Raw genomic sequence first — 14,391 nt, 5'->3', positions numbered from 1 at the left:
TATCTTAGATTTATATGGCTTATATACTTAACCTGGTTAATTTTAAAGATACCCGTGGCGAGCTTACCGTACTGGACAATGCAGAACGTTTACTCCCTTTTAAAATAAAGCGTGTATTCTATATATACAATGTTGATGAAACGGCAAGAGGCGGGCATCGGCATCACGAAACCATACAAGCTGCCATTTGTATTCATGGTTCCTGCAAAGTCTGGAACAACAATGGCGAAAAGGTTGAAGAATTTTTACTGGATAATCCTTCCAAGTGTCTGATACTGGAAACCAGGGATTGGCATAAAATGTATGATTTTTCAAAAGATGCTGTTTTATTGGTTTTTGCTTCTACCACATTTGATTCTTCCGATTATATTTACGAGCCTTATCCAGAAAAAAAATGATACCCTACGATTGCCTCTCAAAAGTAAATGAACCCTATACTCTTTTATTTGAAAAAAGGTTTAGCCAGTTCTTAAATAAAGGCTGGTATATATTAGGGGATGAAGTAAAAAAATTTCAGGACGATTTTGCCCGCTATAATCAAATGAATCATTGTGTGGGTGTTGCCAACGGTTTGGATGCATTGATTCTGGCAATCTGGGCTTTGCATTTACCAAAGGGTTCTGAAATAATAGTTCCTTCCAATACCTATATTGCCTCCATCATTGCCATCATACATGCAGGTCATAAACCTGTTTTAGTAGAGCCAGATATACAGACGTATAATATTGACCCTACTAAAATTGAAGCAGCCATAACACCCAAAACCAAAGCTATCATGGTGGTTCATTTGTATGGCAAATGTTGCGAAATGGATCCCATATTATCGATTGCGGAAAAACATGGCCTGCATATTATTGAAGATTGTGCTCAAGCGCATGGAGCAAAATACAAAGGGAGAATGGCGGGTACTTTTGGCATAATGAGTGGATTTAGTTTTTATCCTAGTAAAAATTTAGGTGCATTGGGAGATGCAGGTGCCATTCTTACCAACGATCCAGTCATTTGCGAAGACCTAAAAATGATTCGGAATTATGGGTCTCATGGAAAATATTACAATGAAGTGGTGGGATACAATAGTCGATTAGACGAATTACAGGCCTTGTTTTTAGAAGTGAAATTGCCTTATTTAGATAAAATAAATGACCATAAGCGTAAGCTGGCTTCAATGTATTTGTCACAATTAAAGCAGGATTTTATACTTCCAGTGGTTCATCCAGATTACCATGATGTATATCATATTTTCAATATACGTCATCCTAAAAGGGCAGCTTTGAAGGAGTATTTACAAAAATTGAGTATCGGTACAGAAATTCACTACCCAGTTCCACCCAACAAACAGAAAGCGATGACACATTTACTGGGTCATCTGGAATTTCCCATTTCGGAAGCCATTCACGAAACAACCCTGAGTTTGCCCTGCTCTGCTTGTCATACAGAAGTGGCTATTCAGCAGGTAATTGATGCGCTTAATGCATTTTAGTTTGGTTGTTTCAATTTAATTATTACCTTTGCCGCCCCAAAAGTTCTTTTTAAAAGAGCGATTGAATTTGGGAGTCCTGCTTAAAACCGGGACGCTATTACCAATTAAATCAAATAAAAATGGCAAAAGAAATCTCTGGCTTTGTGAAGCTGCAGGTGAAAGGTGGTCAAGCCAATCCTGCGCCTCCAGTGGGCCCTGCACTCGGTTCTAAGGGTGTAAACATTATGGAGTTCTGTAAACAGTTTAATGCTAGAACTCAGGATAAAATGGGAAAAGTTGTTCCTGTTCTTATCACTGTCTATTCTGACAAATCTTTCGACTTTGTAATCAAAACCGCTCCAGCTGCTGTGCAGTTAATGGAAGCTGCTAAGATTCAGAAAGGTTCTAAGGAAAGCAATCGTCAAAAAGTAGGTAAAGTAACTTGGGAACAAGTTGAAGCAATTGCCAAAGACAAGATGTCTGACCTAAATGCATTTACTTTAAACAGCGCTATGAGCATGGTTGCCGGTACTGCACGCAGTATGGGTATCACTGTTGATGGTAAAGCACCTTGGGAAAATTAATTTATTCACCTACTTAACTAATTAAACATGTCACTTACTAAAAAAAGAAAAGTAGCGAACACTAAGGTGGATAAAGCAAAATTTTATTCTCTTAAGGAAGCTGCATCATTGGTTAAAGAAATTAACTGTACAAAATTTGACAGTTCTGTTGACCTACATATCCGTTTAGGCGTAGATCCTAAAAAAGCTGACCAACAGGTACGTGGTACCGTTTCATTACCTCACGGTACTGGTAAAACCAAAAAAGTATTGGTTTTATGTACTCCTGATAAAGAAGCTGCTGCTAATGAAGCAGGTGCTGATTATGTTGGTTTAGACGAATTCATCACTAAAATTGAAGGTGGTTGGGTAGATATCGATGTAATCATCGCTACTCCTGCTGTAATGCCTAAAATTGGTAAATTAGGTAAAGTATTAGGTCCTCGTAACTTGATGCCAAACCCTAAAACCGGTACTGTAACCAACGACGTTGCAGCAGCAGTTAATGAAGTAAAAGGTGGTAAAATCGCTTTCAAAGTAGATAAAACCGGTATTGTACACGCTTCTATCGGAAGAATTTCTTTCTCTCCGGAAAAGTTAACAGAAAACAGCACCGAATTAATCAATGCTATCATTAAGTTGAAGCCTTCATCTGCAAAAGGAACTTACCTTAAAGCAGCTAGCATGGCCAGCACAATGAGCCCTGGTATAGCATTAGACACCAAATCATTAATGAACTAATCCTGGCGATCCTGCGTAGCTGGAAATGACCCGGGTTTTAAAAAAAATTAGTTATGAACAAAGACCAAAAAAATGAAGTAATTGAAATACTGAAGGAAAAATTCTCTCAGTACAATAACTTCTATATCACAGATACTGAATCTCTGACTGTAGAACAGGTTTCAAACCTAAGAAGAACCTGTTTTGACAAGAATGTAGAAATGAAAGTGGCTAAAAACACTTTGATCCGTAAGGCTCTTGAAGCATTGGATGCTGAAAAGTATGCTGGTGTATTCGATTCTTTACACAATGTAACTGCATTGATGTTCTCTGAGAACCCAAAAGAACCTGCTTTAATTATCAGTTCTTTCCGTTCTAAAGGCAACATGGAAAAGCCTGTATTAAAAGCAGCTTTCATTAATGGTGAAGTGTATAGCGGAGATAACAACCTGAAAGCACTTACTCAGATCAAGACTAAGAATGAATTGATCGGTGAAGTAATCGGATTGTTACAATCACCTGCCAAGCGTGTTTTGGCTGGTTTGTTACAGCACCACGAGAAGCAGGCTGAAGCTGCTCAATAATTTTTTGTACATCCCAACGCCCCTGAGGTTCAAATGGGGCAATATTTATAACCATCCGCTGGAGCAAACGCTTTGAAAGCGGTTTAAAAAGTAAAAAAATGGCAGACGTAAAAGCATTAGCCGAACAATTAGTAGGCTTAACAGTAAAAGAAGTTCAGGAATTAGCTGATGTATTAAAAGCTGATTACGGTATTGAACCAGCTGCTGCTGCAGTTGTAGTTGCTGCTGGAGACGGTGGTGGCGCTGCTGCTGCTGAAGAGAAAACATCTTTTGATGTAATTCTTGTTTCTGGTGGTGCAAGCAAATTAGGTGTGGTTAAAATCGTTAAAGAATTAACCGGTTTAGGTTTGAAAGAAGCTAAAGACCTAGTTGATGGTGCTCCAAAGCCAGTTAAAGAAGGTATTTCTAAGGCTGAAGCAGACGATTTAGCTGCTAAGTTGAAAGAAGCAGGTGCTGAAGTAGAAATCAAGTAATCCACTTCAACATAATTTGGAACCTTCCCCCTGACATACAGGCGGGAAGGTTTTTTTTTGGTTAATTTATCCCCAAATGGCAGTTTGGCGCAAAATTTGTTTTTGCGGTTCTAATACATTCCTTACCTTTGCCATCCTTAAATTTGGGCAATTTAGCGGGTGGACATTTTTATCGCAGATTTTGTGTGATGAATGCGCCGATTGTACGTTAAGAGAATTTCACTATTCTCCCCAATTATTTTGTACAAAAACCGGTTTTACATACATATGTCTACTACAACAATGAACAACAGGGTCGGCTTCGGTAAAACTAAACATTTGGCTGATGCCCCTGACCTGCTCGACATCCAGTTAGAATCCTTTAAAGAGTTTTTTCAGTTAGAGACTACACCCGACAAGCGTAATGTGGAAGGGTTGTTCCGTGTGTTTAAGGAAAACTTTCCTATCACAGACACGCGTAACATCTTCGTGCTGGAATTCCTGGATTATTTTATTGATCCTCCTCGTTACACTATTGAAGAGTGTATGGAGCGTGGATTAACTTATGCCGTACCCTTAAAAGCTAAATTGCGTTTAAGTTGTAACGATGAGGAACACGTAGATTTCCAAACCATTGTACAGGACGTTTTCTTAGGAAATATTCCGTACATGACTCCACGTGGTACTTTTGTAATTAATGGTGCAGAGCGTGTGGTTGTATCTCAGCTACACCGTTCTCCAGGTGTGTTCTTCGGACAGTCTGTGCACCCCAACGGCACAAAAATCTACTCCGCCCGCGTCATCCCGTTCAAGGGTGCCTGGATGGAGTTTGCCACAGATATCAACAACGTAATGTATGCGTACATTGACCGTAAGAAGAAATTCCCGGTTACTACCTTATTGCGTTCCATAGGATTCGAAACCGATAAAGACATTCTTGAGTTGTTTGGAATGGCTGATGAGGTAAAAGCTGATAAGAAAACTTTGGCCCATCATGTTGGTAAGAAATTAGCTGCCCGCGTATTAAGAACCTGGGTAGAAGATTTTGTTGATGAAGATACTGGTGAAGTAGTGAGCATTGAGCGTAACGAAATCGTTATGGAACGTGACACTGTTTTGGATGAAGAAGCAATTGACACCATTATTGAAATGGAAGTGAAGAGCGTATTTATTCAGAAGGAAGATGTAGGTGGTGATTACGCAATCATTTATAACACATTAAATAAGGATACTTCTAACAGTGAATTGGAAGCGGTTCAGCATATCTATCGCCAGTTGCGTGGTGCTGATGCTCCGGATAATGAAACTGCAAGAGGTATTATTGATAAATTATTTTTCAGCGACAAGCGTTACGATTTAGGAGAAGTAGGTCGTTATAAGATCAACAGAAAGTTAGGTCTTGATTACCCGCTAACTAAAAAGGTGTTAACCAAGCAGGACATTATTGAAATCATTAAGTACCTGGTTCGTTTAACCAATGCTAAGGCTGAAATTGATGATATTGACCACTTGAGCAACCGCCGTGTTCGTACAGTAGGCGAGCAGTTATATGCTCAATTTGGTGTTGGTCTTGCCAGAATGGCCAGAACCATTCGTGAGCGTATGAACGTTCGTGATAATGAGGTATTCACACCAGTAGATTTGATTAATGCAAGAACATTAAGTTCTGTAATTAACTCATTCTTTGGTACTTCTCAGCTTTCTCAATTCTTAGATCAAACCAACCCACTGAGTGAAATCACGCACAAGCGTCGTATTTCTGCGCTAGGGCCAGGCGGTTTGAGCAGAGAACGTGCCGGATTCGAAGTACGTGACGTACACTATTCTCACTACGGTCGTTTGTGTACCATTGAAACACCGGAAGGTCCAAACATTGGATTGATTTCTACTTTATGCGTTCACGCAGCTATTAACGATATGGGCTTTATTGAAACTCCATACCGTAAAGTAGAAAACGGTAAAGTGAACATGAAAGAACTTACTTTCTTAAGCGCTGAAGAAGAAGATGCTGCGAAAATTGCGCAGAGCAATGCACCATTGAGCGAGAAGGGAGAGTTTGTTGAAGAGAAAGTAGTATCTCGTCAAACTGGTGATTTCCCAATCTTAGATAAGGAAGAAGTAGAATACATGGACGTTGCTCCTAACCAGATTGTTGGTTTGAGTGCTTCACTTATTCCTTTCCTTGAACATGATGATGCCAACCGTGCTTTGATGGGATCAAACATGCAGCGTCAGGCGGTTCCTTTGATTGTTCCTGAAGTGCCTATTGTTGGTACTGGTTTGGAAGCTAAAGCTGCCCGCGATGCTCGTATTCAGATTCACGCAGAAGGTAATGGTGTGGTTGAGTTTGTAGATGCAAATGAAATTCATGTTCGTTACGATAGAAATGATTTAGATCGTTTGGTGAGCTTTAACGATGACTTACAGGTTTACAAACTGACTAAGTTCATTAAAACCAACCAGGCTACCTGTATCAACCTTAGCCCTGCGGTTAAGAAAGGTCAGGTGGTTAAGAAGGGTGATTTCCTAACTGAAGGATATGCTACCAAAGACGGTGAATTGGCTTTAGGCCGTAATCTTCAGGTTGCATTTATGCCTTGGAAAGGATACAACTTTGAAGATGCGATCGTTATCAGTGAAAAAGTAGTTAGAGAAGATTTATTTACTTCTGTACATATTGATGAGTACGAATTGGAAGTTCGTGACACAAAATTGGGTGAAGAAGAATTAACCCCGGATATTCCAAACGTTTCTGAAGAAGCAACCAAAGATTTAGATGAGAATGGTATTATCAGAATTGGTGCTACTATTAAAGAGGGCGATATTCTTATTGGTAAGATTACGCCAAAAGGCGAGTCTGATCCAACCCCTGAGGAAAAACTTTTGCGTGCCATCTTTGGTGACAAAGCGGGAGATGCAAAAGATGCTTCTTTAAAGGCACCAAATGGTACAGAAGGTGTAGTAATTGATAAAAAATTATTCCAGCGCGCTAAGAAAGATAAGAATGGTAAGATTCGTGAAAAAGCATTGTTGGAAAAAGTTGAGAAAGTACATCAGCAAAATGTAGAAGCCATTAAGGAATTATTGTTAGAAAAACTACAGACTTTGTTGAAAGACAAAGCTTCTGCTGGTGTAAGCAATAACTTCGGAGAAATGTTGATTGGTAAAGGTGCAAAATTCAATCAAAAGAATCTGAGCACTATAGATTACCAGAACGTGAATCCTTTGGGTTGGACAGGTGATGCAAAAACCGACGATCAGATCAATACCCTTTTACACAACTATAGCATTAAGTTTAATGAAGAGTTGGGTAGATACAAGCGTGAGAAATTCAACATCTCTATTGGTGATGAGTTGCCAGCTGGTGTATTGAAATTGGCTAAAGTTTACTTGGCTGTTAAGCGTAAATTGAAAGTAGGGGATAAGATGGCGGGTCGTCACGGAAACAAGGGTATTGTTGCCAAAATTGTACGTGCCGAAGACATGCCATTTATGGAAGACGGAACACCTGTAGATATCGTATTGAATCCACTTGGGGTACCTTCCCGTATGAACCTTGGACAGATTTATGAAACCATTTTAGGATGGACTGGTAAGCGTTTAGGTGTTCGTTTTGCTACACCAATTTTTGATGGTGCATCTACGGATCAAATTGAACAATACTGTAAAGATGCGGGCATTCCGAGAAACGGTCATACGTACTTGTATGATGGTGAAACCGGAGAACGTTTCCACCAGAAAGCAACAGTAGGTGTAATCTATATGATTAAACTACACCACATGGTTGACGATAAGATGCACGCGCGTTCTATCGGACCATACAGCTTGATTACTCAACAACCGTTGGGTGGTAAGGCTCAGTTTGGTGGTCAGCGTTTTGGTGAAATGGAGGTTTGGGCATTGGAAGCATATGGTGCTGCCAACATCCTGCAGGAATTATTAACTCTTAAGTCTGATGATATCATTGGACGTGCAAAAACCTATGAGGCAATTGTGAAAGGAGAGAATATTCCAAGAGCAGGCGTTCCTGAATCATTCAATGTATTGGTGCACGAATTAAGAGGTCTAGGTTTAGATCTTAAGTTCGATTAAAAAAATTCAAATTCTCAACCGCGATATGGCAATCAAAAGAGAAAACAAACAGCGTCCAACCTTTTCACAGATTACGATTAGTCTGGCATCTCCGGATAGTATCTTGGAAAGAAGTTTTGGCGAAGTACTGAAACCTGAAACCATCAACTATCGTACCTATAAGCCTGAACGTGACGGCTTATTCTGCGAAAGAATCTTCGGACCCGTTAAGGACTACGAATGTGCTTGTGGAAAATATAAGCGTATCCGTTACAAGGGAATCGTATGTGACCGTTGTGGTGTGGAAGTAACAGAAAAGAAAGTGCGTCGTGAACGCATGGGACATATTAAACTGGTAGTTCCTGTAGTACATATCTGGTACTTCAAGAGCTTACCTAATAAAATTGGTTACTTGCTTGGGATGAGTTCCAAGAAACTGGAAACCATTATTTATTATGAGCGCTATGTAGTTATTCAAGGTGGTATAAAAGAGAACCTAAACATGGGTGATCTTTTAACCGAAGAAGAATACTTAGATTTAATTGATGGTTTACCAAAAGACAACCAGTTTTTACCTGATGATGATCCTCAAAAGTTCATCGCTAAAATGGGAGCTGAAGCAGTTCATGCTTTGTTGGAGCGCATTGATTTAGATGAATTAAGTTTTTCTTTAAGAAATGCAGCAGCAACTGAAACTTCTCAGCAGCGTAAAGCAGACGCCCTTAAGCGTTTGAGCGTAGTTGAATCTTTCCGTGATGCTAGCGCCAGAATTACCAATCGCCCTGAGTGGATGGTAATGCAGTATATACCGGTTATTCCACCAGAATTGCGTCCATTGGTTCCATTGGATGGTGGTAGATTCGCATCTTCTGATTTGAATGATTTATACCGTCGTGTAATCATCCGTAACAACCGTTTAAAGCGTTTGTTAGAAATTAAAGCACCGGAAGTTATCTTAAGAAACGAAAAGAGAATGTTGCAGGAAGCAATTGACTCCTTGTTCGATAACTCCCGTAAGTCTAATGCTGTTAAAGCAGAGGGCGGCCGTGCGCTAAAATCTTTATCCGATGTACTGAAAGGTAAACAAGGTCGTTTCCGTCAGAACTTATTGGGTAAGCGTGTTGACTATTCTGGTCGTTCTGTAATCGTAGTAGGACCTGAGTTGAAAATACACGAGTGCGGATTACCAAAAGACATGGCTGCTGAACTTTTCAAGCCATTTGTTATTCGTAAATTAATTGAAAGAGGTATCGTGAAAACCGTTAAGTCTGCTAAGAAATTAGTAGATCGCAAAGAAGCGGTTATCTGGGATATTCTTGAAAATATCTTAAAGGGTCATCCGGTTTTATTAAACCGTGCCCCAACACTTCACCGTCTATCTATCCAGGCATTCCAGCCTAAATTGGTAGAAGGTAAAGCCATTCAACTTCACCCATTGGTTACCTCATCATTCAACGCGGATTTCGATGGTGACCAGATGGCCGTGCACGTTCCATTAAGCAATGCTGCTATTTTGGAAGCACAATTGTTGATGTTGTCTTCTCACAACATTCTAAACCCGCAGAATGGTACACCTATAACCCTTCCTTCACAGGACATGGTACTTGGATTGTATTACATTACCAAGGGAAGAAAGTCTACCGAAACTGAAACCATCAAAGGTCAGGGAATGGCTTTCTATAGCATGGATGAAGTGATCATTGCATACAATGAAGGAAGAGTTGACTTACATGCGAACATCAGAGTAAAAACCAACGTTCGAGAGAAAGGTGTTTTGGTTAAGAAATTGATTGAAACTACTGTTGGTCGTGTATTGTTCAATCAATATGTACCGCAGGAAGTTGGCTTCGTAAATGCATTGTTGACTAAGAAAAGTCTTAGAGAAATCATTGGTGATATTATTAAAATCACTGACGTTCCTAAAACTGCTAAATTCTTGGATGATATCAAAACACTTGGATTCCGTATGGCATTCCGTGGTGGATTGAGCTTCAGTGTTAATGACTTGATCGTTCCTGAAATCAGAAACGAATTATTGGAAAGTGCAAAAGCAGAAGTAGAAGAAGTTTGGGATAGCTATAATATGGGTCTTATCACCAATAACGAGCGTTACAACCAGGTAATTGATATCTGGGGTAGAGTCGATATGAAAATCACAGAGTCTTTGATTCGTGAAATGACCATCGACAACCAAGGCTTCAACTCAGTATTTATGATGTTGGATTCTGGTGCCCGTGGTAGTAAAACTCAGGTTAAGCAGCTAGTGGGTATTCGTGGTCTGATGGCTAAACCTCGTAAGAGTGGTAGCTCTGGATCTGAGGTTATTGAGAATCCAATCCTCTCCAACTTTAAAGGTGGATTGAACGTATTGGATTACTTTATCTCTACCCACGGTGCGCGTAAGGGTCTTGCGGATACCGCCCTTAAAACAGCGGATGCTGGTTACTTGACCCGTCGTTTAGTGGACGTTTCTCAGGATGTGGTTATTTCAGAAGAGGATTGCGGAACCTTACGTGGTATTGCAACTTCTGCACTGAAAGACAATGAAGATGTTATTGAACCATTAGCAGATAGAATTGAAGGACGTACTTCATTACATAATGTATACCACCCAATTACTGAAGAGTTGATCATCCTTGCGGGTGAGGAAATTTCTTCTGATGTGGCTAAGCAAATTGAAGAAGTGGGTATTGAAACGGTTGAAATCCGATCTGTACTTACCTGCGAAAGCAAGCGTGGTGTATGTGTGAAGTGTTATGGTAAAAACCTTGCAACCGGATATTTGGCTCAAAGGGGTGATGCAGTTGGTATTATTGCCGCTCAATCCATTGGTGAACCTGGTACACAGCTTACACTACGTACCTTCCACGTGGGTGGTGTTGCGGGATCTGCTTCTATTGAATCAACTTTACAAGCTAAGTTTGATGGTACCATTCAATTTGACGGATTAAGAACTGTTGATACGGTTGGTAATGACGGAACCAAGTCTAAAATTGTTATTGGACGTACAGGTGAAGTTAGAATCATGGACGTGAAAAACGATCGTTTAATGATTACCAACAACGTTCCTTACGGTGCTACTTTAAATGTTAAAGATGGTGCGCAGGTTAAGAAAGGAGATGTTATCTGTACATGGGATCCATTCAATAACGTAATTGTTGCTGAAAGCAATGGTACTATTAAGTTTGAAAACATTCTTGATGGTATTACTTACCGTGATGAGTCTGACGAACAAACAGGTCACCGCGAGAAAGTGGTTATTGAAACAAAGGATAAAACCAAGATCCCAACTATCATCGTAGAAGGTAAAGACATTAAGCAGTACAACTTACCAGTTGGTTCACATATTGGTGTAGAAGAAGGAGACGAAGTAAAAGCAGGTCAGGTATTGGTGAAGATCCCACGTATCTTAGGTAAACTAAGAGATATCACCGGAGGTCTTCCTCGTGTAACTGAATTATTTGAAGCGCGTAATCCAGGAAACCCTGCGATTGTTTGTGAAATTGATGGTGTTGTATCATTCGGTAATGTGAAGCGTGGTAATCGTGAGATTATTGTTGAATCACGTGATGGAATGATAAAGAAATACCTGGTTCCATTGACTCGTCAGATTCTTGTTCAGGATGGTGACTTCGTGAAAGCTGGTACTCCAATGTCTGACGGACAGATTGCTCCTGCCGACATTCTTGCTATCAAAGGACCATTTGCAGTTCAGGAATATGTAGTGAATGAAATTCAGGAAGTTTACCGTTTACAAGGGGTAAAAATCAACGACAAGCACGTTGAAGTGATTGTACGTCAGATGATGAAGAAAGTAGAAATTGTTGACGCTGGAGATACTAAATTCTTAGAGGAGGACCTGGAAGATCGCTTCGACTTTATTGAAGAGAACGACAGAATCTTTGATAAGAAAGTTGTAACCAATGCTGGAGAAAGCGCTAAAATGAGAGCTGGTCAAATTATCACTTTACGCGAATTAAGAGAAGAGAATTCCATCTTACGTCGTGCAGATAAGAAACTAGTTGAAGTTAGAGATGCTAAGCCTGCAACTGCCCGTCCGGTGTTGCTTGGTATTACCAAAGCTTCATTGGGTGTTCAAAGCTGGATTTCAGCTGCTTCGTTCCAGGAAACAACTAAGGTATTAAGTCAGGCCGCTATTCAGGGTAAGACAGATGCTATGTTGGGTCTGAAGGAGAACGTTATTACTGGACACCTTATTCCTGCTGGTTCCGGACAGAAAGAGTTCGAGAACATGATTGTAGGAAGTAAGGAAGAATATGAAGTACTAGCTACTACCAGAGAAGCAATGAGCTTTGACGAAGAAGAGTAATTACTTATTGAAAGTATATCTAAAAGTAGGAAGCGAAAGCTTCCTACTTTTTTACTGAATAGCCCTTTGTATAAATAGCCTTCAGTAATTTTTTAAATTGACTTATTTTAGGAAAATAAATACTGTATGAAAAATTTTATTACCGGTCTTTCTATAGCAACTGCGATTGGTGTTGCTGTTTTATTTTACTTACATTTCTCTAGTGCTAAATCTCCTTCTGCCGTTGCAGGTGGTAGTGCTGCAAGTGCTGCTGCTGGCGGATTTAAAATCGCTTACTTTGAGTCTGATTCTATTCAGAATAATTTTGAATATTTTAAAGAAGTACGTGCTTCATTACAGATCAAAGATCAGGCAAATGCTAAGCAGTTAAATGAGCTTAAAAACGTATTTACCAATAAGTATCAGGAACTACAGCGTGTAGGTCAAAGCTTGTCTCAGGCAGAATTGGCAAATAAGCAACAGGAGCTGGTACAAATGGAAAGAACTTATCAGGGTAAAGAGCAGATGATGGCCCAGGAAATGCAGGATGAGAGCTTTAAAAAGCTACAGGATGTTAAGAAGAAAATTGAAGACTACCTGAAAGAATACAATAAGAATAAAGGATATGCATATATTTTTTCCAGTGCACCTGAGTTTATGTATTTGAAAGATAGTGCTTACAATATCACAGATGATTTGGTGAAAGGTTTGAATAAGTTGTATCCAAAGAAGCCATAATCGTTCAATCATATTTGTTATCTTCATTCCCGCCCTCTTAAAAATGGGCGGGATTTTTTATGTCAGAAACTACCCCTTCTTTTAAACCCACACTGGGTTTGCTCGACGCAACTATGATTGTGGCCGGCAGCATGATTGGATCCGGAATATTTATTGTTAGTGCCGATATTACACGTAATGTGGGCAGTGCTGGCTGGTTAATTGTAGTCTGGTTGCTTACCGGATTTATGACTTTGACTGCTGCATTAAGTTATGGTGAACTTAGTGCTATGTTTCCAAAGGCGGGCGGTCAATATGTTTATTTAAAAGAGTCCTATAATAAACTTACCGGTTTTTTATATGGATGGAGCTTCTTTTCAGTTATTCAAACTGGTACTATTGCAGCAGTGGGAGTGGCATTTTGTAAGTTTGCCGCCTATTTTATTCCGGCCCTGGAAATGAATGAAGCCGATGTGCTTTTTTTGCTAGGCCCTTTTAAGATTTATCCTGCTCAGTTTGTTTCCATCTTTATTATAATCCTGCTAACCTATATTAATACTAAAGGTGTTCAGGGTGGGAAAATGATTCAGACCATTTTTACTGTAACAAAATTAGTGTCCTTATTCGGGTTAATTGTTTTTGGTTTTTTACTGGCGGCTGATTCGGATGTATGGAATGCAAACTGGACAGATGCTTTTACCATGAAGTCGATGGCCAAGGGAACTGGGGAACTGTCTGCCGCTATTGTTGCCCCTGTATTAGGCGCGGGTGCATTGGGCGCCATAGCTGCTTCTATGGTAGGTTCTATATTCAGTAGTGATGCTTGGAATAATGTAACATTTATTGCAGGTGAAATTAAAAATCCACAAAAAAATATTGGACTAAGTCTGTTTCTGGGTACTTTAATTGTGACGCTTATTTATGTTTCTGCCAATCTGATGTATTTAAGTGTTTTGCCACTGGATCAGATTGCTTTTGCCGAATCAGACAGAGTTGCAGTAACTGCTTCTAATGTGATTTTTGGTGGTATGGGTACTTATATAATTGCTGCCATGATCATGATATCTACTTTTGGCTGTAACAATGGATTGATACTGGCGGGAGCCCGCGTGTATTATACCATGGCGCAGGATGGACTGTTTTTTAAGAATGCAGCAAAGTTGAATAAAAATTCAGTGCCTGAATGGGCTTTATGGGCACAATGTGTTGTTGCATGCCTCCTATGTTTAAGCGGGAAGTATGGAGATCTATTAGATATGGTTTCTTTCATAGTAGTTATATTCTATGTACTTACTATTGCCGGTATTTTTATTCTTCGCAAGAAGAGGCCAGAGTTGCCCAGACCCTATAAAGCTATCGGATATCCGATATTACCTGCTATATATATGTTAATGGGTATTAGTTTCTGTGTTCTTTTGATTATTTATAAACCACAGTTTACCTGGCCAGGATTAATCATTACGTTGTTGGGTATACCTTTGTATTACATAGCAGTAAGGAATGCAAAAAAATAATC

At 39.7% G+C, this 14,391-nt stretch carries 10 protein-coding genes; all 10 read left to right on the top strand.

Annotated elements, in window-relative coordinates:
- Nucleotides 1-14 precede the first annotated feature (14 nt).
- The gene (locus TEGAF0_RS05455) at nucleotides 15-398 is read left to right on the top strand and encodes a sugar 3,4-ketoisomerase (RefSeq protein WP_264900700.1); all 384 of its coding nucleotides are present in this window, start codon (nucleotides 15-17) and stop codon (nucleotides 396-398) included.
- Nucleotides 395-1,480 carry a DegT/DnrJ/EryC1/StrS family aminotransferase gene (locus TEGAF0_RS05450; protein ID WP_264900698.1) on the top strand — a complete coding sequence of 362 codons (1,086 nt, stop codon included), beginning with the start codon at nucleotides 395-397 and terminating at the stop codon, nucleotides 1,478-1,480. The genes TEGAF0_RS05455 and TEGAF0_RS05450 overlap by 4 nt, the downstream gene beginning before the upstream one ends.
- 119 nt (nucleotides 1,481-1,599) lie before the next feature.
- Nucleotides 1,600-2,043 (top strand): 50S ribosomal protein L11, encoded by a 444-nt coding sequence (gene rplK, locus TEGAF0_RS05445; protein WP_026752259.1) that lies wholly within the window; start codon nucleotides 1,600-1,602, stop codon nucleotides 2,041-2,043.
- 27 nt (nucleotides 2,044-2,070) lie between these two features.
- A complete protein-coding gene (gene rplA / locus TEGAF0_RS05440) occupies nucleotides 2,071-2,763 on the top strand; it encodes a 50S ribosomal protein L1 (RefSeq protein ID WP_264900697.1) in 693 nt (230 codons plus the stop codon).
- 53 nt (nucleotides 2,764-2,816) lie between these two features.
- Nucleotides 2,817-3,326 (top strand): 50S ribosomal protein L10, encoded by a 510-nt coding sequence (rplJ, locus tag TEGAF0_RS05435; protein ID WP_264900696.1) that lies wholly within the window; start codon nucleotides 2,817-2,819, stop codon nucleotides 3,324-3,326.
- A gap of 98 nt (nucleotides 3,327-3,424) precedes the next feature.
- Nucleotides 3,425-3,799, top strand: coding sequence for a 50S ribosomal protein L7/L12 (gene rplL / locus TEGAF0_RS05430; protein WP_026752256.1), 375 nt, complete (start codon nucleotides 3,425-3,427; stop codon nucleotides 3,797-3,799).
- A 267-nt stretch (nucleotides 3,800-4,066) separates the two neighbouring features.
- Nucleotides 4,067-7,870: a DNA-directed RNA polymerase subunit beta gene (gene rpoB, locus TEGAF0_RS05425; RefSeq protein ID WP_264900693.1), complete on the top strand. Its 3,804-nt coding sequence runs from the start codon at nucleotides 4,067-4,069 to the stop codon at nucleotides 7,868-7,870.
- Nucleotides 7,871-7,895: 25 nt separating this feature from the next.
- Nucleotides 7,896-12,179, top strand: coding sequence for a DNA-directed RNA polymerase subunit beta' (gene rpoC, locus TEGAF0_RS05420; protein ID WP_264900692.1), 4,284 nt, complete (start codon nucleotides 7,896-7,898; stop codon nucleotides 12,177-12,179).
- A gap of 126 nt (nucleotides 12,180-12,305) precedes the next feature.
- Entirely contained in the window at nucleotides 12,306-12,896 is a 591-nt protein-coding gene (locus TEGAF0_RS05415; RefSeq protein ID WP_264900691.1) for an OmpH/Skp family outer membrane protein, read from the top strand.
- 59 nt (nucleotides 12,897-12,955) lie between these two features.
- The gene (locus tag TEGAF0_RS05410; RefSeq protein WP_264900690.1) at nucleotides 12,956-14,389 is read left to right on the top strand and encodes an APC family permease; all 1,434 of its coding nucleotides are present in this window, start codon (nucleotides 12,956-12,958) and stop codon (nucleotides 14,387-14,389) included.
- The last annotated feature ends 2 nt before the right edge of the window (nucleotides 14,390-14,391 follow it).

The organism is Sediminibacterium sp. TEGAF015, assembly GCF_025997995.1.
In the GTDB taxonomy this organism is placed as follows: Bacteria; Bacteroidota; Bacteroidia; order Chitinophagales; family Chitinophagaceae; genus Sediminibacterium.
Note: the sequence above shows the minus strand (reverse complement) of the source record. Positions and strands in the feature narration are given on the sequence as shown.